The sequence below is a fragment of the Streptomyces sp. NPDC091280 genome (assembly GCF_044768565.1).
Classification (GTDB): domain Bacteria; phylum Actinomycetota; class Actinomycetes; order Streptomycetales; family Streptomycetaceae; genus Streptomyces.
This window is the reverse complement of record NZ_JBIVUZ010000017.1, coordinates 38476-61902: the sequence shown is the minus strand read 5'-3', so window position 1 is coordinate 61902 and position 23427 is coordinate 38476. Positions and strand designations below refer to the sequence as shown.

The 23427-nt window shown below is 70.5% G+C and carries 21 protein-coding genes; 8 read left to right on the top strand and 13 right to left on the bottom strand.

The window, feature by feature from the left end; translation table 11 throughout:
* Window positions 1-233: 233 nt before the first annotated feature.
* Together ACIQPR_RS40830 and ACIQPR_RS40825 are read right to left on the bottom strand one after the other, a co-directional pair.
* Window positions 234-875: a GNAT family N-acetyltransferase gene (locus ACIQPR_RS40830; protein ID WP_403659815.1), complete on the bottom strand. Its 642-nt coding sequence runs from the start codon at window positions 873-875 to the stop codon at window positions 234-236.
* A 126-nt stretch (window positions 876-1001) separates the two neighbouring features.
* A complete protein-coding gene (locus tag ACIQPR_RS40825) occupies window positions 1002-2981 on the bottom strand; it encodes an IucA/IucC family protein (protein ID WP_403659812.1) in 1980 nt (659 codons plus the stop codon).
* A gap of 296 nt (window positions 2982-3277) precedes the next feature.
* Between ACIQPR_RS40825 and ACIQPR_RS40820 the strand changes: the two genes are divergently transcribed.
* Window positions 3278-4507 carry a trypsin-like serine peptidase gene (locus tag ACIQPR_RS40820; protein ID WP_403659809.1) on the top strand — a complete coding sequence of 410 codons (1230 nt, stop codon included), beginning with the start codon at window positions 3278-3280 and terminating at the stop codon, window positions 4505-4507.
* 63 nt (window positions 4508-4570) lie between these two features.
* Here the strand turns inward: ACIQPR_RS40820 and hflX are convergent, their stop codons facing one another.
* The 6 genes from hflX to miaA all read right to left on the bottom strand — a co-directional run bounded on the left by hflX (window position 4571) and on the right by miaA (window position 12761).
* Complete coding sequence (gene hflX / locus ACIQPR_RS40815) at window positions 4571-6064, bottom strand: GTPase HflX (RefSeq protein WP_403659803.1); 1494 nt, start codon at window positions 6062-6064, stop codon at window positions 4571-4573.
* A 151-nt stretch (window positions 6065-6215) separates the two neighbouring features.
* The gene (locus ACIQPR_RS40810) at window positions 6216-7703 is read right to left on the bottom strand and encodes a M1 family metallopeptidase (RefSeq protein ID WP_403659800.1); all 1488 of its coding nucleotides are present in this window, start codon (window positions 7701-7703) and stop codon (window positions 6216-6218) included.
* Window positions 7704-7838: 135 nt separating this feature from the next.
* Window positions 7839-9986, bottom strand: a complete 2148-nt coding sequence (locus ACIQPR_RS40805; RefSeq protein ID WP_403659797.1) for a RelA/SpoT family protein — start codon at window positions 9984-9986, stop codon at window positions 7839-7841.
* Between the two features lie 285 nt (window positions 9987-10271).
* Window positions 10272-11141 carry a diaminopimelate epimerase gene (gene dapF / locus ACIQPR_RS40800; protein WP_403659794.1) on the bottom strand — a complete coding sequence of 290 codons (870 nt, stop codon included), beginning with the start codon at window positions 11139-11141 and terminating at the stop codon, window positions 10272-10274.
* A gap of 72 nt (window positions 11142-11213) precedes the next feature.
* Window positions 11214-11714 carry a hypothetical protein gene (locus ACIQPR_RS40795; protein WP_403660282.1) on the bottom strand — a complete coding sequence of 167 codons (501 nt, stop codon included), beginning with the start codon at window positions 11712-11714 and terminating at the stop codon, window positions 11214-11216.
* Between the two features lie 108 nt (window positions 11715-11822).
* Window positions 11823-12761, bottom strand: a complete 939-nt coding sequence (gene miaA / locus ACIQPR_RS40790) for a tRNA (adenosine(37)-N6)-dimethylallyltransferase MiaA (protein ID WP_403659791.1) — start codon at window positions 12759-12761, stop codon at window positions 11823-11825.
* 182 nt (window positions 12762-12943) lie between these two features.
* On the opposite strand from miaA, the gene ACIQPR_RS40785 reads away from it, so the two are divergent.
* Together ACIQPR_RS40785 and ACIQPR_RS40780 are read left to right on the top strand one after the other, a co-directional pair.
* Entirely contained in the window at window positions 12944-13204 is a 261-nt protein-coding gene (locus ACIQPR_RS40785; protein WP_403659788.1) for a hypothetical protein, read from the top strand.
* Window positions 13205-13228: 24 nt separating this feature from the next.
* The gene (locus ACIQPR_RS40780) at window positions 13229-13519 is read left to right on the top strand and encodes an antitoxin (RefSeq protein WP_403659785.1); all 291 of its coding nucleotides are present in this window, start codon (window positions 13229-13231) and stop codon (window positions 13517-13519) included.
* Between the two features lie 166 nt (window positions 13520-13685).
* On the opposite strand, the gene ACIQPR_RS40775 is transcribed toward ACIQPR_RS40780, so the two are convergent.
* The 3 genes from ACIQPR_RS40775 to ACIQPR_RS40765 all read right to left on the bottom strand — a co-directional run bounded on the left by ACIQPR_RS40775 (window position 13686) and on the right by ACIQPR_RS40765 (window position 16510).
* Window positions 13686-14399 (bottom strand): class III extradiol dioxygenase subunit B-like domain-containing protein, encoded by a 714-nt coding sequence (locus tag ACIQPR_RS40775; RefSeq protein WP_403659783.1) that lies wholly within the window; start codon window positions 14397-14399, stop codon window positions 13686-13688.
* Between the two features lie 104 nt (window positions 14400-14503).
* Window positions 14504-16021, bottom strand: a complete 1518-nt coding sequence (miaB, locus tag ACIQPR_RS40770) for a tRNA (N6-isopentenyl adenosine(37)-C2)-methylthiotransferase MiaB (protein ID WP_403659780.1) — start codon at window positions 16019-16021, stop codon at window positions 14504-14506.
* A gap of 63 nt (window positions 16022-16084) precedes the next feature.
* Window positions 16085-16510 (bottom strand): MazG nucleotide pyrophosphohydrolase domain-containing protein, encoded by a 426-nt coding sequence (locus ACIQPR_RS40765; protein ID WP_403659777.1) that lies wholly within the window; start codon window positions 16508-16510, stop codon window positions 16085-16087.
* An 88-nt stretch (window positions 16511-16598) separates the two neighbouring features.
* Between ACIQPR_RS40765 and ACIQPR_RS40760 the strand changes: the two genes are divergently transcribed.
* Window positions 16599-17597 (top strand): TAXI family TRAP transporter solute-binding subunit, encoded by a 999-nt coding sequence (locus ACIQPR_RS40760; RefSeq protein ID WP_403659774.1) that lies wholly within the window; start codon window positions 16599-16601, stop codon window positions 17595-17597.
* A gap of 60 nt (window positions 17598-17657) precedes the next feature.
* Here the strand turns inward: ACIQPR_RS40760 and ACIQPR_RS40755 are convergent, their stop codons facing one another.
* Window positions 17658-19070 carry an ATP-binding protein gene (locus tag ACIQPR_RS40755; RefSeq protein ID WP_403659771.1) on the bottom strand — a complete coding sequence of 471 codons (1413 nt, stop codon included), beginning with the start codon at window positions 19068-19070 and terminating at the stop codon, window positions 17658-17660.
* A 9-nt stretch (window positions 19071-19079) separates the two neighbouring features.
* A complete protein-coding gene (locus ACIQPR_RS40750) occupies window positions 19080-19766 on the bottom strand; it encodes a response regulator transcription factor (RefSeq protein WP_403659768.1) in 687 nt (228 codons plus the stop codon).
* Window positions 19767-20053: 287 nt separating this feature from the next.
* Here ACIQPR_RS40750 and ACIQPR_RS40745 point away from each other — a divergent pair, with 287 nt between their 5' ends.
* The 4 genes from ACIQPR_RS40745 (at window position 20054) to ACIQPR_RS40730 (ending at window position 23345) form a co-directional block, all read left to right on the top strand.
* A complete protein-coding gene (locus tag ACIQPR_RS40745) occupies window positions 20054-20830 on the top strand; it encodes an amino acid ABC transporter ATP-binding protein (RefSeq protein WP_403659765.1) in 777 nt (258 codons plus the stop codon).
* A 47-nt stretch (window positions 20831-20877) separates the two neighbouring features.
* Window positions 20878-21711, top strand: coding sequence for a glutamate ABC transporter substrate-binding protein (locus tag ACIQPR_RS40740; RefSeq protein ID WP_403659762.1), 834 nt, complete (start codon window positions 20878-20880; stop codon window positions 21709-21711).
* Window positions 21712-21786: 75 nt separating this feature from the next.
* Complete coding sequence (locus tag ACIQPR_RS40735) at window positions 21787-22452, top strand: amino acid ABC transporter permease (RefSeq protein ID WP_403659759.1); 666 nt, start codon at window positions 21787-21789, stop codon at window positions 22450-22452.
* Window positions 22449-23345: an amino acid ABC transporter permease gene (locus tag ACIQPR_RS40730; protein WP_403659756.1), complete on the top strand. Its 897-nt coding sequence runs from the start codon at window positions 22449-22451 to the stop codon at window positions 23343-23345. The genes ACIQPR_RS40735 and ACIQPR_RS40730 overlap by 4 nt, the downstream gene beginning before the upstream one ends.
* The last annotated feature ends 82 nt before the right edge of the window (window positions 23346-23427 follow it).

Genomic DNA, 23427 nt, shown 5'->3' with positions numbered 1-23427 from the left:
GACTGACAACCGGGCGATCACGGCTGAGGAGGCGGCGGATCCAGACCGGTGGGCTTGCGGGCGGGGCCGGTTTTCGTCCGGACCGGATCGCATGGAGAGCGCTCCGGATCGCATGTAGACCGCGTCGGACCGTATGGCGACCTGGTCGGATCGGTCCGAGACCGGTTGGCCCGTGGTGGAACCGGAACGGGCCGAGCGGCGTTCCAAAAGTGATCGTGCCTGCCGTGCGGGCGCTACAGCAGATCGCGTGCGGCACGGTCCCGGACCATGAGCGCGGCCCGCTTGGCGGGCAGGTCGAGCTCGGCGGAGAACCGGAAACCGGCGCTCAGGAAAGCGGCTACGGAGGGGGTGTTGCGAAGGTCCGGTTCGGCGACGACGCGGGCGCAGGCGGGGCGCCTGTCGAGGACGAGGTCGGCGACGGCCCGGACGAGCATGCTGCCCAGCCCTCGCCCTCGGTCGGTGGCGTCACCGATGAGCAGGTGGATGCCGGTGTCGTGCGGTCGGGCGGGATAGTGCCGCGCCAGGGGATCGAGATCCGCCCGGTAGATCTCCCAGTAGCTCATCGGGGTGCCGTCCAGCACACCGAGACACGGGACGCCGTGTCCGTCGGCGGTGAGCTGGGCGCGCAGATGGTTCTCGGTACGCGTCCGGGGACCCGCCAGTTCCCAGAATTCCGCGACGGCGGGCTCGTTCATCCACCGGCTGATGAGGGGGAGGTCGCGCTCGCACCGGACCGGGACGAGGTGGAAGGCACCTGCGGGCGTACGGGTCCGTCCCCAGTCGCCGACGCGATCGAGGAGTGCGTCGCGCTCGGCCGCGCCCGGGATGGAAACGGGGGCCGTCGCGGTGTCGGCGCTCGCATCGGTGGGACGCACGCGGACGTTCCTCTCAGGAGGCGGGGTGGGTCATGTTCCTCAGGGCCGAAGGGAGTTGGCTGCGGTCGGAGAAGCATCGGAAGGGATCGCGGTGCGGAGCCGGAACGGAGGAGGAGGTGATGGCGATCAGGGTTGAAGGGGGTTGGCGATGGTGACGTAGACGGACTGGGTGTCGACGGGGCCGACGAGTTCGTCGAGGCCGTGCAGGCGGGTCAGGAGGTTGGCCTTGCAGCGCAGGACGGGTGAGTCGAGCAGCCGGGCCGGCAGGGAGCTGCGCAGCCGGGCGGGTCCGGAGGCGACCTCGTGGAGGAAGCGGCGGAAGGCGGCCAGGAGCAGCCGCTCGTCGGCGAGTCCCTGCGAGCCGAACGCTCCGATGAGACCGAGCACGTTGTTGATCGCGAGGTAGTACGCGAAGCGTTCGTCGGTGACCTCGTCGGAGACGAAGGTGTCGCTGTGTTCGCCGATGCCGGGCAGCCGGGCGTCGAGTTCCGCGCGCCGGGACGCCCGGAAGTAGTAGCCCTGGTTGTCGCGGTAGCGGCCCCCAACGGGCCAGCCCGCGCCGTCCAGCAGGAGCAGCGTGTTCTGCTGGTGTGCCTCCAGGGCGATGCCCGCCTCGCCGTCCAGCCACAGCACGGGACGGACGACCTGCTCCAAGTAGCGCAGGAACCACTCGGCGGCGACCGCTCCGAGGGGCCGGCCGGTGCGCTCGGCGAGCCCGGTGACGACCTCGGCGAGCCGGGACCGTGACTGGGGCGCGCCGGACGGGAAGTGGGCGGTGCGCGAAGGTGCCTGTGGGCCGTCGGCGGTGGTGCTCCGCGGGGTGTACGGACGGGGTGAGACGAGCCCGGCGACACAGGAGACGTCGTCGGACGGGCGGAACGGGTTGTGCCGGATCACGACATCGATGCCGGCCAGGGCCAAAGGTGCGCGGGCGCCTCCGTCCGCCCGCGCGTCGACCGCCAGCCAGGCCGGGTCGCGGACGATGTCGAAGCCCGGATGGACGGCCTGCCACTGCCGGGAGAGGCCGGTGCGCAGCAGGCGGTGCACTTCCACACCGCGATGGAGTTCCTTGCGGAGGTTCTCACGGCGGGAGTTGGTGATGCGAAGGCCGAGGGACAGCTTGAGCATGGCGGGGGCGCCGGACCGGTGGACGGTTCGTACGGAGGACGTCGGGTGCCACGGGGTGCCGTAGGGGCCGAGGTCCTGGAGCAGCCCGGCGTCCAGCAGGGCCGCGACATCGGTGCGGTGCCGGAGTTCGCGCCACTGCCATGGGTGCAGGGGCAGTGCCGCGTGGCCCTCCGGCAACGGCAGCCCGGGTCCGGCGAGTCGGGCCGTGAGGTGGGCGGCGAAGACGGGCCGGCCGCGTTCGGTCCAGGCCGAGTCGGTGGCGAGTACGGAGGGGGCGACGGACAGCCAGTGCAGTGCGAAGGAGCCGCGCGACTCCGGTGAGTACAGCCGGGCTTCGGCCTCGGAGAGGCCTTCGCGGCTCTTGGGGGTCGGGTGGAGCGGGTGCCCGAGGAGGAGCGCCTGTTCGGCGGAGAGGAAGAGATCGGGGCCGTCGGCCGGGTGCGCGCGGCGGTCGGTGACGAAGGTGACGGTGCGTCGGACGGAGTCGGCCACGCGGGCCACCAGGTCGGTGCCGGTGTCGGCTGTCGTCGCGGACGCGGGCATCGATCCCGGTTCGGGGTCGACATGGTGTACGGCCGTCTCCCGGGCGAGCAGTGCCGCGACCGTCACCGCGTCGGCCGGTGGTGCGCCGTGGGGAGCGTCGGCCAGGTACGGAAGGCCGAAGCGGTGCCAGCCGGTCGGGGACCAGTAGCGGACCTGGACGTGGAGGGCCGTGCCGCTGGCGGGGAGCGGGATGCGCAGGGTGCCGTCGTCGGGGGCGCGGAGGTTCGTTTCGCGTGTCCAGCAGCGCAGCAGGTTCTCAACGGCCGCTGCCTGGGCGGCGGTTCCCGGATCCGGGTGCTCCAGGAGGTCGGCGGCCGTGCCCTGGGGACGGTTCACTTCCGGGCTGCGCGGCTGCTGTTGGGGAACGGTTTCGGCCGACGCCACGGCCGGGACGTGCGGGTGGGAGTGGTTCTCAGTGGTGGATGTGGGGTTCAAGACTGTTCCTCGGGATGTGAGTTCGCGCGTCGCCCCGGCACAGCGGGCCACGCGCCGACAGCAGCCCCCTCCGCCCCTGTAGAGGCCAACCCCCTTACCGCCCAACGGGTTACGGGTTGCTTCAAGATCCTTGCCGTAGCGAACCTGTTGCCGTTCCGTCGGAAGTCCCCCACAGCGAGCGCATAGTGTGTGATGCCGTTCCTGTAGGTCGTGGGTCCGGCGTGGACTCACCACGAGTCCGGCTGGGATCACAGCCGTGGCGCACCAACCCGTTCACTCCAGGGGGAGTCAAGACCATGCGATCGATACGGCCGTCCTTCACCGTCCGGCGTGGGAGGAGTGCGCGTCGCGGAACCACCCCCGTGCTGGCGGCAGTTGCTCTCGCCTCGGCGCTCGCGCTGACCGCGACGGCGTGCGGCTCCGGTGACACCAAGGCGGACGGTGCGGCCACCGCGTCGGCGACCAGCGGTGACACCGGCGACGGCAAGATCAAGATCCCGGACGACATCAAGAACAAGCTCAAAGAGCACGGGATCGACATCGACAAGTGGAAGAACGGTGCCTGGAAGAACTGGGACAAGGACGACTGGCTGCGCGAGGCCGACGACTACATCAACCCGATCATCAAGGGGCTGTGGAGTTCGGGCCGGATGCGGGACGCCAACGACCCGGACAAGGGCGTCGACACCAACGACATCTCGGGTGACCAGGGCGTGACCGACCCGACGCCCGCAGTGGTGGACGCGAAGGCCGTGTCGCCCACGTACCACGCCAACGCGGCGACGGCGGGCAAGGTGTTCTTCGACTCCCCCGAGGGCACGATGGTCTGCTCGGCGACGGTGGTGGAGGACCCGGCGCACCCGGGCAAGTCCAACCTGGTATGGACGGCGGGCCATTGCGTGCACGCGGGCAAGAAGGGCGGCTGGTACCGCAACCTCGCGTTCGTGCCGTCGTACAACAACTCCGGTATGTCGGCGGCCCAGTTGGAGACGGCCACCCGCGACCAGGTCGCGCCGTACGGGGTCTGGTGGGCCGACTGGGCGCAGACCTCGCAGCAGTGGATCGACCAGGGCGGTGAGACGGGCGGGCAGGGTTCGTCGTACGACTACGCCGTGATCCATGTGACGCCCGAGAAGGGCAACGGGGGCAAGTCCCTTGAGGAGACGGTCGGTTCGGCGCTGCCGGTGAACTTCGACGCGCCCGCCGTGCCGAAGGTCGCCACCATCACGGCGACCGGCTATCCCGAGGCGAAGCCCTACGACGGTTCGACGCTGTACCAGTGCACGGACAGGCCGGGACGGCTGTCGATCAATGCCTCGGACCCGACGATGTACCGCATCGGTTGCACCATGACCGGTGGTTCGTCCGGCGGCGGCTGGGTGGAGACGGGCTCGGACGGCAAGCCCGCGCTGGTGTCCAACACCTCGATCGGCCCGGTGACTTCGGGCTGGCTGGCGGGTCCGCGACTGGGCGATGTGGCCAAGGGCGTGTACGACTCGGTCAGCAAGAAGTTCGCCGGGCAGTAGACACGACGGAGGCCCGCCCCGGGTGATCCGGGGCGGGCCTCCGTGCGTGCTGTGCTACGGCCGTCAGGCCAGCGGCGCGGGGACGTACGGCGCGAGGTCCGCCGCCAGTTCCTCGTGCACGCGCGCCTTGAGGTGGGTGCCCTCCGGGGTGTGCTCCTCGGAGATCACCTCGCCCTCGGAGTGGGCGCGGGCGACCAGCTTGCCGTGGGTGTACGGCACGAGCGCCTCGATCTCGACCGAGGGGCGCGGCAGTTCGCTGTCGATGAGGGCGAGCAGTTCCTCGATGCCCTGGCCGGTGCGGGCCGAGACGGCGATGGACCGCTTCTCGTTCCGCATCAGCCGCTGGAGTGTCAGCGGGTCCGCCGCGTCCGCCTTGTTGATCACGACGATCTCGGGCACCTTGGTGGCGCCGACGTCCCGGATCACCTCGCGCACGGCGGCCAGCTGCTCCTCCGGGGCCGGGTGCGAACCGTCGACCACGTGCAGGATCAGATCGGCGTCGCCGACCTCCTCCATGGTGGAGCGGAAGGCCTCGACCAGGTGGTGCGGCAGGTGCCGGACGAAGCCGACGGTGTCGACCAGCGTGTACAGCCGTCCGCCCGGTGTCTCGGCCCGGCGCACGGTCGGGTCGAGGGTCGCGAACAGCGCGTTCTCGACCAGGACGCCCGCGCCCGTGAGGCGGTTGAGCAGGGACGACTTTCCGGCGTTGGTGTAACCGGCGATCGCGACCGAGGGCACCTTGTGGCGTCGGCGCTCCTGGCGCTTGATGTCGCGGCCGGTCTTCATCTCCGCGATCTCCCGGCGCATCTTCGCCATCTTCTCGCGGATACGGCGCCGGTCCGTCTCGATCTTGGTCTCACCGGGACCGCGGGTGGCGAGGCCGCCGCCCGAGCCGCCGCCCATCTGACGGGACAGGGACTGACCCCAGCCTCGAAGTCTCGGCAGCATGTACTGCATCTGCGCGAGCGCGACCTGCGCCTTGCCCTCCCGGGACTTGGCGTGCTGGGCGAAGATGTCGAGGATCAGGGCCGTACGGTCGATGACCTTGACCTTGACGACGTCTTCGAGGTGGATCAGCTGGCCCGGGCTCAGCTCACCGTCGCAGATGACGGTGTCGGCGCCGGTCTCCAGGACGATGTCCCGCAGTTCGTTGGCCTTGCCCGAGCCGATGTAGGTGGCCGCGTCCGGCTTGTCGCGGCGCTGGACGACACCGTCGAGGACGAGGGCGCCCGCGGTCTCCGCGAGGGCGGCCAGCTCGGCGAGCGAGTTGTCCGCGTCCTGGGCCGTTCCCGTGGTCCAGACGCCGACGAGTACGACGCGCTCCAGGCGGAGCTGTCGGTACTCGACCTCGGTGACGTCCTCAAGCTCGGTGGAGAGGCCCGCCACGCGGCGCAGGGCCGCGCGCTCGGAGCGGTCGAACTGGTCGCCGTCCCGGTCTCCGTCGATCTCGTGGCTCCAGGCGACGTCCTCTTCCATCAGGGCATCGGCCCGAAGACCTTCGGGGTAGGTGTGCGCGAAGCGCTCAGTGTCCTGGGAAGGGGAAGAAGAGGAGGTCATTGGGTCCTTACGTCGATCGGAGGTCGATGGGAGTGCTACAGACGTCATAACGTGCGGGTGCCCCCGGAGATTCCCGGTGACCGGGGATTCCGGGCGATCCGCGCCGCCGACCCGACGATGGTCGCACGGCACGGATCGCGCCGTCACGGCCTTATTTCGCGGGTGCCTGCGACACCCAGTCCGGGTGACCGGGCATCGGCGGGGTCTTCGCGCCGTAGAGCCAGGCCTTGAAGAAGTCGCCGAGGTCGCGGCCGGAGATCGCGGAGGCGAGGTCCTCGAAGTCGGCGGTGGTGGCCGTGCCGTCCCGGTGGACGCTCACCCAGGTGCGTTCCAGGCGCTCGAAGGCGGGGCGGCCGATCTCCTGGCGCAGGGCGTAGAGGACGAGGGCGGCGCCGTCGTAGACGTTGGGGCGGAAGATGCCGATCTTCTGGCCGGGCGCGGGCGGCTTGGGGAGCGCGGGGGGTCCGCCGGCGGCGCGCCAGCCGTCGGAGGCGCCGTAGGCGGCCTTCATCCGCGTCTCCATGGGCTTGTTCGCCTTCTCCTCGGCGTACAGCTCCTCGTACCAGGTGGCGTGCCCTTCGTTGAGCCACAGGTCGGACCAGGTCCGGGGGCTGACGCTGTCGCCGAACCACTGGTGGGACAGCTCGTGCACCATGATCGACTCGACGTACCACTTCGGGTAGGCGGGCTCGGTGAAGAGATCTCTCTCGAAGAGAGAGATCGTCTGGGTTTCGAGTTCGAACCCGGTGGCCGCGTCGGCCATGAGCAGGCCGTACGTCTCGAAGGGGTACCGGCCGACCTTGCTCTCCATCCAGGCGATCTGGTCGGGGGTCTTCTTGAGCCACGGTTCGAGCCGCTTGGCGTCCTTGGCGGGCACGACGTCGCGCATCGGGAGGTCGTGCGGTCCGGTGCGGTGCAGTACGGCGGAGCGGCCGATGGACACCTGGGCGAGTTCGGTGGCCATGGGGTGCTGCGTGCGGTAGGTCCACGTGGTGTTCGCGCCCACCTTGTCGACGCCGGTCGGCAGGCCGTTGGCGACGGCCGTGTAGGCGTTGGGCGCGGTGACCCGGATGGTGAACATCGCCTTGTCGGAGGGGTGGTCGTTGCACGGGAACACCAGGTGCGCGGCATCGGCCTGGTTGGCCATCGCGAGCCCGTCCTTGGTGCGCACCCAGCCGCCGTCCTGGCCCTTGGCGGCGACGGGGTCACTGGTGTGCCGCACGGTGATCCGCGTCCAACTGCCCCGGGACAGCGGCTCCTCGGGCGTCACCACCAGGTCCTCCCCGGCACTGGCGAAGGCGGCCGGCCTGCCGTCGACCTCGACCGAGTCCACGGTCCCGTGGGCGAAGTCGAGGTTGATCCGGTCCAGCGTCTGCGTGGTCCACGCGTCGATGGTGGTGACGGCCCGGAGCGGCTTGGTGTTGGTGCCGGGATAGGTGAAGGAGAGGTCGTACGACGCCACGTCGTAGCCCGGGTTGCCCAGGTCGGGGAAGAGACGGTCGCCGACGCCCAGGGGCGTGGGCGGAGCGCTCGCGGCGACGAGGCAGACGGACACGGCGGAGGCGAGCAGGGCCGCCTTCAGCCGTCGGGGAGCCCTGGTACCGGCCCCAGGGGTGGCGGTGCGGGGGGTGAGCAGCATGCACCACCGCTACCAGCGCGCGCGTACCTCGCGTCGGCGACTCGCGCCCGTCCCACTCGAACGAGGTCTTCCGGGGGCCCGCGGAGCGCCGGGCACGCCGGAGCGCGCGTACGCGCACGCGGTCCGGAGCCGGTCTCAGAGGGCCGTCGTGTGGTGCTGCGCCCGGCTCACGTCGTAGACGCCCGGCACATCGCGCATCGCGCGCATGAGGGCCGGGAGGTGCGCGGCGTCCGGGAGTTGAAGGGTGTACGTGTGGCGGACGCGCTGCTGGCTCGGAGGTTCGACGGTCGCCGAGACGATCTCGGCGCCCTCCAGGGCCATGGCCTCCGTGAGGTCGGCCAGCAGATGGGGGCGGCCGAACGATTCGGCCACCAGCGTGACCCGGCACTCGGTGGTGTCGCCCCAGCGCACACCGACCTCCGGGCGCCCCACGCTCTTCATGTGCGCCACCGCGCTGCACTCGACGCGGTGGACGGTCACGACCCCGCCGCGCACCGAGAACCCGGTGACCTCGTCGGGCGGTACGGGCGTACAGCAGCCGGCGAGCCGTACGGTCGCGCCGGGCCGGTCGACGATCGGGGTGGCGGGGTTGGCCGCGGGGGCGTCCTCGGAGGCGAGGGGTACCGAGCGCACGGTCGTCTGCGTGTCCTGGGCCGGCGCGTCCGGTTCGGTGCCCTGCGCGTCCCCGCTGCCCGGGTGGGCCGTGAGCCAGCGTTGGATGGCGATCCGGGCGGCGGGGGTGTGCGCGTGCTCCAGCCACTCCCTGGAGGGCTCGGAGGCCGGGTCCTGGCCCATGAGGGGCTGGACGGTGTCGCCGTCCCGCAGAACCGTGCTGAGGGTCGCCAGCCGGCCGTTGACGCGGGCGCCGATGCAGGCGTGGGCGTCCTCGCCGTACTGCGCGTACGCGGCGTCGACACAGGTCGCGCCCTCGGGCAGGCCCAGGGTGCCGCCGTCGGGCCGGAACACGGTGATCTCGCGGTCCTGTGCGAGGTCCTCACGGAGCGTCGACCAGAAGGTGTCCGGGTCGGGCGCGCCCTGCTGCCAGTCGAGGAGCCGGGAGAGCCAGCCGGGGCGGGTGGGGTCGGCGCGTTCCCCTTCGCTCGTGGCCTGTTGCTCCTCCGAAGGAGGAGCGTAGGGATTGCCGAGCGCGATGACACCGGCCTCGGCGACCTTGTGCATCTGGTGGGTGCGGATGAGGACTTCGACGACCTGGCCGTCCGTGTGGGCGACGGCGGTGTGCAGCGACTGGTAGAGGTTGAACTTCGGTACGGCGATGAAGTCCTTGAACTCCGATACGACGGGCTTCAGGCAGGTGTGCAGCTCGCCGAGGACGCCGTAGCAGTCGGCGTCCTCGTTGACGAGCACCAGGAGGCGGCCGAAGTCGGCGCCGCGCAGCCTGCCGCGTTTGCGGGCGACGCGGTGCACGGAGACGAAGTGCCGTGGCCGGATGAGGACTTCGGCCGGAATGTCGGCGTCCCGCAGGACGGTGCGCACCTCGTCGGTGACCTCGGCGAGCGGGTCGTCCGCGCGGGAGGCGTTGTCGACGATCAACTCGCGTGTGTGGTCGTACTCCTCGGGGTGGAGGATCGCGAAGACGAGGTCCTCCAGTTCGGTCTTGAGCGCCTGGACGCCGAGCCGTTCGGCGAGCGGGATGAGGACGTCCCGGGTGACCTTGGCGATCCGGGCCTGCTTCTCGGGGCGCATCACACCCAGGGTGCGCATGTTGTGCAGCCGGTCGGCGAGTTTGATCGACATCACGCGGACGTCGCTGCCGGTGGCGACGAGCATCTTGCGGAAGGTCTCGGGCTCGGCGGCGGCGCCGTAGTCGACCTTCTCCAACTTCGTCACGCCGTCCACGAGATAGCGCACCTCGGCGCCGAACTCCTCGCCGACCTGATCGAGCGTCACTTCCGTGTCCTCGACGGTGTCGTGGAGCAGGGAGGCCGTCAACGTCGTGGTCTCGGCGCCGAGTTCGGCGAGGATCAGGGTCACGGCGAGCGGGTGCGTGATGTACGGCTCGCCGCTCTTGCGCATCTGGCCGCGGTGCGAGGACTCGGCCAGCACCCAGGCGCGGCGCAGCGGTTCGAGGTCGGCGTCGGGGTGGTGGGCGCGATGCGCCTCGGCGACATGGCCGATGGCGTCGGGCAGCCGGTCGCGGGCGGTGGGACCGAGCAGCGCGGCCCGGCCGAGCCGGCGCAGGTCGATCCGGGGGCGGGCCTTCCTGCGGGGCGCTGTGTTGGTCACAGGGCCTGCGCTCGCAGGATTCGTGGCCTCCGCACTCATGGGCACCTCCGGCTGCTTGACCGGCGGACGGGTGCCCCATGGCGGACTCGGCTCAGGGGATGGTGACGATCCCCCGTCCGGGCCGGTGCTTGATGCTACCGAGCCCACCACGTGCGACTGACCGCCTCTCGCCGAGCGTGAAACGGATCACCCATTCGAGCGAAGGTCGGGAGGTTTACGGTTTTGCGCCACGCCCGCGCGGGTCGGCCGTGCTTTCCGGCCGAGCCGGACGCCAGGGGCTTCGGATCAGGGCGTGCGGGACGGCCGGGACTGCGAATCACCCGTTCAGCGGATGGCGTTTTCCAGCCACTCGGCGTCGATCTCGCCCTCGGCGACGATCACCGCGGGACCGGTCATCTCGATCCGGCCGTCCGGCCACTCGGTGATCACGAGCGTTCCCCCGGGTACGTCGACGGTGTAGGTCGCCCGTGTTCCGGTGACGGCCGGGTCGGCGCCGTCGCGCCGGGCGGCGGCCACGGCGACCGCGCACGCGCCCGTGCCGCACGAGCGGGTCTCGCCCGCCCCGCGCTCGTGCACGCGCATGGCCACATGCCCGGGGCCCCGGTCGACCACGAACTCGACGTTCACACCCTGCGGGTAGGCGGCGGCCGGGCTGAAGGGCGGCGGGGAGTACAGGTCACCGGCGTGCGCGAGGTCGTCCACGAAGGCGACCGCGTGCGGGTTGCCCATGTTCACGTTCCGCGCGGGCCAGCTGCGCTCGCCGACGCTCACCGTGACGTCCCCTTCGGGGAGCAGCGCCTTGCCCATGCCGACGGTGACATCGCCGTCCTTGGCGAGGTGGACGGTCTTGACTCCCCCGCGCGTGGCGACCGCCAGGTCACCCGCCGTCACGTGTCCGGCGCGCTGGAGGTAGCGGGCGAAGACGCGCACTCCGTTGCCGCACATCTCGGAGACCGAGCCGTCGCCGTTGCGGTAGTCCATGAACCACTCGGCCTCCGCCGCCATGTCCCGCGCCTCGGGGTGCGCGGCGGACCGCACGACATGCAGGAGTCCGTCCCCGCCGATGCCCGCGCGGCGGTCGCACAGGGCGGCCACGGCGGCCGGAGGGAGGTCGATGACGTTCTCGGGGTCCGGGACGATGACGAAGTCGTTCTCGGTGCCGTGCCCCTTGAGGAAAGCGATCCGCGTGCTCATTCCTCGATCGTACGGGGTGGGTACGACATGCCGACGCCCCGTCGCGACCGGCCGGACAGCCGCCCTGAGCCGCTAGCGGAGCCTGGCCACGCGCCACACGGCGAGCACCACGACCACGCCCACCACCAGGGCGTAGGCGATGACGACCCGCCAGTCCGGACGGCGACCGGAACCGCGCTGCGGGAAGCCGGGCACGGTGTGGCCGACGCGACGGGCGGCGGTCATGCCCCAGCCGGCCGCGCAGGAGCAGATGAGCAGGCCCAGCATGGCGATCACGGCCCCGCTGTCGCCGAAGTCGAAGGCGAGCGGGAAGGCGAACATCAGGGAGCCGACCGCGGCCAGGGCCACGATGGGGGCGAGCTGCCAGATGCGCAGACGACGCTGCGGACGGAGCTCGACCTCGACCTCGGGGCCCGCGTACATCTCGTCCGGATCGGGACCGTCGGCGGTCACGCCGCCCTGGATCTCGTCCGGGCCGTCCGGGCTCAGCCGGCCGTCGACCTCTTCCGGTTCACCGCGGTCCGCGGTGACCTGCTCAGGGCCTTCTGCGGTGTCGCGAGGGCCGGCCTCCATCGCCACGCGCCCTCCCAACTCGGACTCCACTTGGTCGATCGAAGCTCGATGATGGCACGCCCCCGGAGGCCGCAACGGCGGCCGGAGCGTCCCGATGCCATGACGTGATCAGGCTGTGACCGGTCGTTCGACCAACGCCAGTGCCAGGTGCGGAAGTTCTGTGAGATCGGCCGCGGCCCCACTCAACCAGTGCACCCGGGGATCGCGTCTGAACCACGAATCCTGGCGGCGCGCGAAGCGCTTGGTGGCCCGCACGGTCTCCGCGCGCGCCTCCTCCTCCGTGCACGCCCCCGCGAGCGCCGCGAGCACCTGCTGATAGCCGAGCGCGCGGGACGCGGTGACCCCCTCGCGCAGGCCCGCCGACTCCAGCTCCCGCACCTCGTCGACGAGCCCCGCGCTCCACATCCGGTCGACCCGGCGCGCGATGCGCTCGTCGAGTTCGGGGCGGGCCACGTCGACGCCGATCTGGACGGTGTCGTAGACCGAGTCGTGGCCCGGGAGGTTGGCGGTGAAGGGTCTGCCGGTGATCTCGATGACCTCCAGGGCGCGGACGATACGGCGACCGTTGCTGGGCAGGATCGCGTGCGCGGCCTCGGGGTCGGCGGCGGCCAGACGGGCGTGCAGGGCGCCGGAGCCGCGCAGCGCGAGCTCCTCCTCCAGGCGGGCGCGGACCTCGGGGTCGGTGCCGGGGAACTCCAGGTTGTCGACGGCCCCGCGCACGTACAGGCCGGAGCCGCCGACCAGGACCGGCCAGCGGCCCGCGGCGAGCAGGGCGTCGATGTGCTCGCGGGCCAGGCGCTGGTACTCGGCGACGGACGCCGTGACGGTCACGTCCCAGATGTCCAGGAGGTGGTGCGGGACTCCGCCGCGCTCCTCGGGCGTCAGCTTGGCGGTGCCGATGTCCATCCCCCGGTAGAGCTGCATGGAGTCGGCGTTGACGACCTCGCCGCCCAGGCGCTGGGCCAGGAAGACGCCCAGATCGGACTTTCCGGCCGCGGTCGGTCCGACGACGGCGATGACTCGGGGGGCGAGGGGTGCGCTGCTCACCTTCCCAGTCTCCCAAACGCCGGACCACGCCTCGAACGAGTTACGTGACGGCACCCGCGCGGGGTCGTTGCCCGTTGCGAGATGTCCCGCCGCCGGTTTCCGGAGGCGGCGCCCCGGGTGACGCGGACGGACGCACCGGGCTGCGCGGGATGTCGCCCGCACGAGTAACGTATGGAGTGGATATGGGCGTTTTTGATTGGATTCTTCGGAAGCCGAAGGCTACGGAGGACGCATCGACCGCCGACACGGAGACGGCCGGGGACCTCGCGTCCGAGGCGGCCGGGGCGGCGGAGCAGGTGTCGGAGACCGAGGCGGGGGCAGGCGTTCAGGAAGCCACGGCGGCGAAGGAGGCCGCCGGCGCCGCGGACGGCGTCGAGATCCCCAAGCAGCAGTCCGCCGAAGTGGCCGCCGACAACGAGGCCGGCGAAGGCGCCCGCACGTAACCCGCCCCGCGTGAAAGGTGAACCATGGGTCTGATGGACAGTCTCAAGGCCAAGCTCGCCCCGGCGAAGGACAAGGTCTCGGGCCTCGCGCAGCAGCACGGAGGCAAGATCGAGAGCGGCCTGGACAAGGCCGCGAAGATGGTCGACGAGAAGACCAAGGGCAAGTACAGCGACAAGATCCAGACCGGCACGGGCAAGGCCAAGGACGCCGTGGACCGCCTCGCGCACAAGGACGACACGGGGAGCGCGGGAAGCACGGGGACGGAGCGCGGCGGCACGACCACGCCGCCGGACTCGCCGCCGCCGGCCACCTGACCGGCACCCGCACATCGATCGGCGGACGGCCGCGGAGCACTCGGCTCCCCGGCCGTCCGCCGTTTCACCCCCACACCGCGTTCACGTCCTCACCGCGTTCACGCCGACCCGCGCAGCCGCGCCACGCCCATCGCCGCGCACGGCAGCAAGCGCGGCCACACCGTGCCTACGACCAGGTCGCGACCACGTAGCCGACACCGTAGGGCGCGTCCTCGTACAGCAGCGCGCCGCCGAGGTCCGTGCCCTCCGCCGCGCCCGCGAGGACCTGCCAGGGGGCGCGTCCGGAGGCCTTGAGCTCGTACGCCAGCTCGGCGTCCAGCGCCTTGAGGGCCGCCACGTCGGCCGCTCCGAGCGCCCGGGCGACCTCGGCGTCGAAGGGTGCCGCGCGCTCGTCGAGGTAGCCCGGCGCCTTCAGCGTCCGGCAGGCGCTGCCGTCGCCCATCACCAGCAGGGCGACCCGCTCGGCCCGCGCCACGATGTCCCTGCCGGTTCGGACGCACCGCTCGGCCTCAAGCGGTTCCCCCACGCCCAGCCCCTCGATCGGGGCGTCGGACCAGCCGACCCGTTCCAGAAGCCACGCGGCGACGGCGAGCGACGGGGGCAGCACGCGCTCCGACGCGGCGGCCCCGTCCCTCCCGAGCTGTACGTCGAGGTCCACTCCGAAGCCTCGGAACGAACCCCGGGTGCCCTCGGGATGCGGCCCGCGCCCGCTCTGTTCGGCGGGCCCGACGACCACGAGACGGTCGGGCCGGGCGGCGGCGAGCACGCCGAGCGCGTCGCTGCACGCGGCACGCGCGGCGTCCAGCTCGGACGCGGCACCGGCGGCGACGTCGGGGACGAGCAGCGGTGGGCAGGGGCAGACGGCGGCGGCTACGAGCATGGCCGGAACACTAACAAGGAGCACCGACCGTCCACTTGGCCACGCCGACGGACGCGTCGGCGCGGCTCAGCGGGTCACGGCGGCCCGCGGCCTCAGTCGCGGCATCAGTCGCAGCCGCAGCCGCTTCCGGTGGCGACCGGCAGCGGCGCGGGGGCGCCGATCTTCGGCAGGCCCAGCATCACACCGGCCGGCTTCGCGGTCTCGGCCGCGTTGCGCTTCTCCCAGGCGTCGCCCGCGCGCGTGGGACGCACGTTCAGGGTGGGGCCCTCGGCGAGCAGGTGGTGCGGGGCGGCGTAGGTGATCTCTACGGTCACCACGTCACCGGGGCGGACCTCCTGGTCCGGCTTGGTGAAGTGGACGAGGCGGTTGTCGGGGGCGCGCCCGGAGAGGCGGTGGGTGGCGCCGTCCTTGCGGCCCTCGCCCTCGGCGACCATCAGTTCCAGGGTGCGGCCGACCTGCTTCTTGTTCTCGTCCCAGGAGATCTCCTCCTGGAGGGCGACCAGACGCATGTAGCGCTCCTGGACGACCTCCTTGGGGATCTGGTTGTCCATGGTCGCGGCCGGGGTGCCGGGCCGCTTGGAGTACTGGAACGTGAACGCCTGCGCGAAGCGGGCCTCGCGGACCGCGTGCATCGTCTGCTCGAAGTCCTCCTCGGTCTCCCCGGGGAAGCCCACGATGATGTCGGTGGTGATGGCGGCGTGCGGGATGGCCGCGCGGACCTTCTCGATGATCCCCAGGTAGCGCTCCTGGCGGTAGGACCGGCGCATGGCCTTGAGGATCGGGTCGGAACCGGACTGCATCGGCATGTGCAGCTGCGGCATCACGTTCGGGGTCTCGGCCATCGCGGCGATGACGTCGTCGGTGAAGTCGCGCGGGTGCGGCGACGTGAAGCGCACGCGCTCCAGGCCGTCGATGGTCCCGCAGGCCCGCAGCAGCTTGCTGAAGGCCTCGCGGTCGCCGATGTCGGAGCCGTAGGCGTTGACGTTCTGGCCGAGCAGCGTGATCTCGGAGACGCCCTCGGCGACCAGGGCCTCGATCTCGGCGAGGATGTCACCGGTGCGGCGGTCCTTCTCCTTCCCGCGCAGGGCCGGGACGATGCAGAAGGTGCAGGTGTTGTTGCAGCCGACGGAGATCGACACCCAGGCCGCGTAGGCACTCTCCCGCCGGGTCGGCAGCGTCGAGGGGAAGGCCTCCAGGGACTCCGCGATCTCGACCTGGGCCTCTTCCTGCACCCGGGCGCGCTCCAGCAGCACGGGCAGCTTGCCGATGTTGTGCGTGCCGAAGACGACGTCCACCCAGGGCGCCTTCTTCACGATGGTGTCGCGGTCCTTCTGCGCGAGGCAGCCGCCGACCGCGATCTGCATCCCGGGGCGCTTGGTCTTCATCGGCGCGAGCCGCCCGAGGTTGCCGTAGAGCCGGTTGTCGGCGTTCTCGCGCACGGCGCAGGTGTTGAAGACGACGACGTCGGCGTCGCCGTCCGAGCCCTCGGGGGCGCGCACGTAACCGGCGCCCTCCAGGAGACCGGAGAGCCGCTCGGAATCGTGGACGTTCATCTGGCACCCGTAGGTGCGCACTTCGTACGTTTTGACGTCCACTGCCCCGCTCCGGTCACCGCTGCTCATGCCACAAGGGTAGGCGGTGCCGGGAGTGACTCTTCCTGCGGCCGAGAACCGCCGGGGCTCGCGTCAGTCCGGGCTCCGGCCGGAATCCGGGGCTCCGGCACTCCACCCCTGTTCGCGCAGCACCCCGCGCACATCCGGTCTCTCGTAGTGCTCGCCCTTGAGGACCTTGCCGTCGGCCCGGCGGGCGATCTCGCCGTCCGGGCCGATCTTGGTCATGTTGGAGCGGTGCACCTCCGCGATCACCGCGTCGAGGTCCACGCCGTGGACGAGGGCCGTGCCGTAGGCGACGTAGACGACGTCGGCCAGTTCGTGGGCCAGTCGGTCGAGGGGGCCGGTCACCGAGACCTCGGCGACCTCCGCGGCCTCCTCGGCGAGCAGTTCGCCGCGGTGCGCGGCGAGGCCGGGGGCGACCTCGGTCGGTGTGCTGCGGGCGTCGAGCCCGAAGGCGAGGTGGAATTCGCGGACCAGGTCGGCGGGCGAAGAACTCATGCCACGACCCTAACGGCCGCCACTGACACCACCGGCCCGCGAGCCCGGCCCTGGTCAGTACCGCTCACCGGCTGGCAGGATCGCGCGCATGCTCAAGGTGTTCTCCCGCATCAGCAGGCGCCGGGCCCTGACGGGCGCGGCGGCCGGCTTCGTCGTGTTCGGGCTGCTGCTGTGGTGGCTGCTGCCCCTCGGCGACGAGCCGCCGACCGGGACGATCACCTTCAGCACCGGCACTCCGCTCGGGGTCTACCAGGAGTACGGCAAGCTGCTGCGCTCCGAGCTCGACAAGGACATGCCGGGCCTCCATGTGAAGCTGGTGAACAGCGCCGGGTCGCAGGAGAACGTCGCGCGCGTGGCGACCGGCCACGCCGACTTCACCATCGCCGCGGCCGACGCGGTGGAGACCTACGAGGCGGACGGCAGACCCGGTGCCGCCGGGCTGCGCGGGATCGCGCGGCTGTACGACGACTACGTCCAGCTCATCGTCCCGCGCGACTCGTCCATCAACTCGGTCGCCGACCTGCGGAACAAGCGGGTCGCCATAGGGCCGGACCGCTCGGGTGTGCGGCTGATCGCGAACCGGGTGCTCACGGCGGCCGGCATCGACCCGAAGAAGGGCGTCAAGCCGGTGGCGGCCGGTATCGACACCGGACCGGATCTGCTCAGGGCGGGCAAGCTCGACGCCTTCTTCTGGTCCGGCGGGCTGCCGACCGACGGCCTGAAGGACCTGGCCGCCCACTACGCGTTCCGGTTCGTGCCGATAGAGGCCACGCTCGTGGCGAAGATGCACGAGGAGGGCGAGGCCACCCGCTACTACCGCGCCACCAACATGCCGGAGTCGGCCTACCCCGACATCCAGCGGGGTTCCACGGTGCCCACCATCGCGGTGTCCAACCTGTTGATGACCCGCAAGGACCTGAATCCCAGGCTCACGGAGTGGATCACCAGGACCGTGATCAAGAGCCGGGACGGCATCGGCGCGCATGTGCACTCCGCGCAGCTCGTGGACCTGCGCACGGCGATCTACACCGACCCCCTGGTCCTGCACGAGGGCGCCCGGCGCTACTACCGCTCCGTCAAGCCGTAGGAGAACAGGGCCTGTTGGCGCACAGGGCCCTCGTCGGCACACAGGACCCGTTGAGCCCGCTCAGGTCGTCGGCGCGCTCCTGGGCACCGACACGGTCACCGTGAGGCCGTGCGGCTCGTGGTGGCCGTAGGTCAGGGAGCCGCCGCCCGCGGCCAGCAGGACCTGGGAGATCGACAGGCCTAGGCCGGAGCCCTTGATGTTCTGGTGCCGGCCGCTGCGCCAGAAGCGGTCGCCGACGCGGGCGAGTTCCTCCTCGGTGAGGCCCGGGCCGTGGTCCGTGACGACGACCGTGGAGGTCTCGCCGTTCGACGCGACCGTCACCTCGACGCACTGGTCCTCGGGCGTGAACTTCACCGCATTGTCGATCACCGCGTCCAGGGCGCTGGACAGCGTGACCGGGTCGGCCCAGGCGGTGATGGGCGGACAACTGCCCACCAGGCGCACGCCCTTGGCCTCGGCGGTCGGGGACCAGGCGGCGACGCGCTCGGCGGTCAGCGCGCCGATGTCGGTGATCCTGAGGTCCGCTTCGGCGTGTTCGGCCAGGGCCAGGTCGAGCAGGTCGTCCAGGACCTGGGTCAGGCGTTTGCCCTCGGTGCGGACCGAGGCGATCTCGTCATTGTCCTCCGGCAGTTCGAGCGCGAGCAGTTCGATGCGCAGCAGCAGCGCCGAGAGCGGGTTGCGCAACTGGTGCGAGGCATCGGCGACGAAGGCGCGCTGCTGCTCCAGCACGTCCTCGACGTTGTCCGCCATCTCGTTGAACGACCGGGCCAGGCGCTGGAGTTCCGGCGGACCGCCGGCCGCGGCGACCCGGGACTTGAGGCGTCCGGTGGCGATGTCGTGGGTGGTGGCGTCGAGCACCCGTACGGGCCGCAGGACCCAGCCGGTCAGCCGCAGGGCCGCGCCGACGGCCAGCAGCATGGCGCCGATCTCCCCCGCGCCGATCGTCAGCCAGCCGCGCAGGGTGCGTGAACGCATCGGCCCGGTGGGCGAGTCGGTGACCACGACCGCGATGACGTCGCCGTCCCGGATGACCGGTGAGGCGACGACCAGGCGGTGGCGCTGCCAGGGCCAGACCTGTTCCGGGTCGTGGCTGCGGCGGCTGAGCAGGGCCTCGTCGAAGGCGTCGCGGACCTCGCCGGTCTTGGGGAGCAGGAAGTCGTCCGGCGCGTTCGCCATGGAGGTGTCGGTGCGGTAGAAGACGCCCGCGCGGATGCCGTACACCTCGTAGTAGCTGGCGAGTTCGCGGTCCAGGGTCTGCTGGCGTTCGTCCGGGACCATGTCGGCGGGGCGGCTGCCCGTGGGCGCGTCGGTGACGTACTGGGCGAGCGCCGCGAACCGCGCGGTGTCGTCGATGCGGTCGACGATCACCTTCTGCTGCTGGGCCGCGGCGACGCTGATGGCGAGCGGGACGCCCAGGGCGAGCAGCACGGCCGCCATGAGGACGATGAGCAGCGGGAGGAGACGTGTGCGCACCCGGGCCCGCTACGCGTCCGGGGCGACGAGCCGGTAGCCGACGCCTCGTACGGTCTCGATCAGCGCGGGCATCCGCAGTTTGGCGCGCAGGGACGCGACATGCACCTCCAGGGTGCGTCCCGTGCCCTCCCAACTGGTGCGCCACACCTCGCTGATGATCTGCTCGCGCCGGAAGACCACTCCGGGGCGCTGGGCCAGCAGGGCCAGCAGGTCGAACTCCTTGCGGGTCAGTTGGACGACCGAACCGTCCACGCTGACCTGGCGGGTGGGGAGTTCTATGCGCACCGGGCCGAGCCGCAGCCCGGTGTCGCCGGCCCCGCCCGCCTCCTCGTGGACGCTGCGCCGGCTCACGGCGTGGATGCGGGCCAGCAGTTCCCCGGTGTCGTACGGCTTCACCACGTAGTCGTCGGCTCCGAGGTTGAGGCCGTGGATGCGGGAGCGTACGTCGGACCGCGCGGTCACCATGATCACCGGGGTGCTGGTGCGCTTGCGGATCTTGCCGCAGACCTCGTAGCCGTCCTGGTCGGGCAGGCCGAGGTCGAGGAGGACGACTCCGAAGACATCCCCTTCGGGGACGAGCGCCTGGAGGGCCTCCTCGCCGCTGCGAGCATGGGTGACGTCGAAGCCGTGCCGCGCCAGGACCGCGGACAGAGCGGCGGCGACATGGTTGTCGTCCTCGACGAGGAGCAGTCTCATCCCGGCCCCCTCCGGTTCATCGTTCGTATGGTCTCGGCCTGTACGAAAGCACGTCTCACGCGCGCGTGCACCCAGGCAGTCACGCTGATGGACGAAGACGCCGTCAAGGGGGTTCCGGTTGCGCGCGGCTTCCGTTACGCAGCCGGTACACGTCATCCGACAAGGGCTACGACACGTGTCCGATTGCTATCGGATCGTGATGCTCAGATCTCCCTCAGATGTAATGACGCTGGTCGTAAGGCCTCACTACTGTCCTCCGCAACCGAGGAGGACGGAGCCAGCAAGCGATGACCAAGGTATCGGCCGCCAAGGATGACGCGGTCCCGACGGGCGAACTGGTCGTCCTGAAGAGCGTCAACAAGCATTTCGGCGCGTTGCACGTACTCCAGGACATCGATCTCACGATCGCCCGCGGTGAGGTCGTCGTGGTGATCGGCCCCTCCGGGTCCGGCAAGTCCACTCTGTGCCGCACGATCAACCGTCTGGAGACGATCGATTCGGGCGCCATCACGATCGACGGCAAACCACTGCCTCAGGAGGGCAAGGAACTGGCCCGGCTGCGTGCCGACGTCGGAATGGTCTTCCAGTCCTTCAACCTCTTCGCGCACAAGACCGTGCTGGAGAACGTGATGCTGGGCCAGGTCAAGGTCCGCAAGGCCGACAAGAAGCAGGCCGAGGACAAGGCCCGGGCCCTGCTCGACAGGGTCGGCGTGGCCACGCAGGCGGACAAGTACCCGGCACAGCTGTCCGGCGGTCAGCAACAGCGGGTCGCCATCGCGCGGGCGCTGGCCATGGACCCCAAGGTGATGCTCTTCGACGAGCCCACCTCGGCCCTCGACCCCGAGATGATCAACGAGGTCCTTGAGGTCATGCAGCAGCTGGCCCGGGACGGGATGACGATGATCGTCGTCACCCATGAGATGGGCTTCGCCCGCTCGGCGGCCAACCGCGTGGTGTTCATGGCCGACGGCCGCATCGTCGAGGAAGCCGTGCCCGAGCAGTTCTTCAGCAACCCGCGCAGCGACCGGGCCAAGGACTTCCTGTCGAAGATCCTGCACCACTGATCAGCACGGCGATCCAGCAACCTTTCATCACTCCAAGGATGTTCATCATGCAGCTTCGCAAGGTCACCGCCGCCTCGGCCGCCGTGCTCGCCCTCGCCCTGTCCGCCACGGCGTGCGGCAGCGGCGACAAGGACGACAGCGGTTCGTCCGGGAGCAAGAAGATCACCATCGGCATCAAGTTCGACCAGCCCGGCATCGGCCAGAAGACCCCGCAGGGCTACTCGGGCTTCGACGTCGACGTCGCCACCTATGTCGCCAAGAAGCTCGGCTACGACGCGAACCAGATCGAGTGGAAGGAGTCCAAGAGCGCCGACCGGGAGACCATGCTCCAGCGCGGCGACGTGGACTTCATCGCCGCCTCGTACTCGATCACCCCCGAGCGCCAGGAGAAGGTCGACTTCGCCGGCCCGTACCTGCTGGCCCACCAGGATGTGCTGATCCGCTCCGACGACACGGCCATCAAGGCGCCGTCGGACCTCAACACCAAGAAGCTGTGTTCGGTCACCGGTTCGACCTCGGCGCAGAACGTCAAGGACAAGCTGGCCCCCAAGGCGGACCTCCAGCAGTACCCGACGTACTCGGCGTGCCTCACCGGTCTCCAGAACAAGGCCATCGACGCGCTGACCACCGACGACTCGATCCTCGCCGGTTACGCCTCCCAGTCGCAGTTCAAGGGCAAGTTCAAACTCGGCGGCTTCAAGATGACCAACGAGAACTACGGCATCGGCGTCAAGAAGGGCAGCGACCTCAAGGCGAAGATCAACACCGCCCTGGAGTCGATGGTCTCGGACGGTTCCTGGCAGAAGGCCGTGGACAAGAACTTCGGACCGGCCGGCTACAAGAACGAGCCCGCGCCGAAGATCGGCGACATCAAGAGCTGAAGAAGCAGCTGACGGGTGCGCCGCCGTGCCACGGCGGCGCATCCCGGCCGACCACATGCGGAAGCGCGGGACATCGTGTTCGACTTTCTTGAAGGTTACGACCTGCTGGGAGCCTTCTGGGTGACGGTGCAGCTCACCCTGCTCTCGGCCGCCGGTGCGCTGGTGTGGGGCACTCTGCTGGCCGCCATGCGCGTCGGCCCGGTGCCGCTGATGCGCGGCTTCGGCACCGCGTACGTCAACGTGGTGCGGAACGTCCCGCTGACGGTGATCATCCTGTTCACCTCGCTGGGCCTCAACCAGACCCTCGGCATCAGCCTGGGCGCCGACAACTTCGACTCCATCAACTTCCGGCTCGCCGTGCTCGGTCTGATCGCCTACACCTCGGCGTTCGTCTGCGAGGCGATCCGGTCCGGCATCAACACGGTGCCGGTCGGCCAGGCGGAGGCGGCCCGCGCCATCGGGCTGAGTTTCACCCAGGTGCTGAGCCTGGTGGTGCTGCCCCAGGCGTTCCGCTCGGTGGTCGGTCCGCTCACCAACGTACTGATCGCGCTCACCAAGAACACCACGGTGGCCGCGGCCATCGGCGTGGCCGAGGCGGCCCTGCTGATGAAGAAGATGATCGAGAACGAGGCACAACTCCTGCTGATCTCCGCGGTCTTCGCGTTCGGCTTCGTGTGTCTGACGCTGCCGACCGGCCTGATACTCGGCTGGGTGGGCAAGAAGGTGGCGGTGAAGCGATGAGTTCCACCCTGTACGACGCCCAGGGCCCGCGGGCGAAGCGGCGCAACATCCTCTACACCGGTGTGTTCCTGGTCGCCCTCGCGGCGCTGGTCTGGTGGGTCTACAAGAGCCTCGACGAGAAGGGCCAGCTGGACTGGGAGAAGTGGAAGCCCTTCTTCTCCGGCACCGAGGCGTGGACCACGTACATCCTGCCCGGCCTGAAGAACACACTGATCGCGGCCGGTCTCTCCATGCTCATCGCGCTGCCGCTCGGCGCCGTCTTCGGCATCGCGCGCCTGTCCGACCACGCCTGGATCCGTGTCCCGGCGAGCATGGTCGTGGAGTTCTTCCGCGCGATCCCGGTGCTGATCCTGATGATCTTCGGGCTCGCCCTGTTCGCGAAGTACACCGGCGTCAACTCCGACGACCGTCCGCTGTACGCGGTGATCACCGGTCTGGTGCTGTACAACGCCTCGGTCCTCGCGGAGATCGTCCGGGCGGGCATCCTCGCCCTCCCCAAGGGCCAGACGGAGGCGGCGCACGCCATCGGCCTGCGGAAGACCCAGACGATGACGTCGATCCTGCTCCCGCAGGCCGTCACCGTGATGCTCCCGGCGATCGTCAGCCAACTGGTCGTGATCGTGAAGGACACGGCCCTGGGCGGCGCGATCCTCACCTTCTCCGAACTGCTGGCTTCCGTCTCCTCCATGAGCTCGTACTACGGCGCGAACACCATCGCCAGTTTCACGATCGTGGCCCTGATCTACGTAGCGCTCAACTTCACCCTCACCACCTTCGCCGGCTGGCTGGAGTCCCGCCTCCGCCGCGGCAAGAAGTCCACGGGGACGGTACTCACCCCGAACGACGCGGCCATAGCGGGCGCCGGCGGGACGGGGGCCGGCGGCACCCTCTGACGACCGCCTGTCGTGCACCCCTTCGGGGAGGGGTGCACGACGGGACGCGAAAGCGAGGGACCACCGACCGGACCGCATCCGA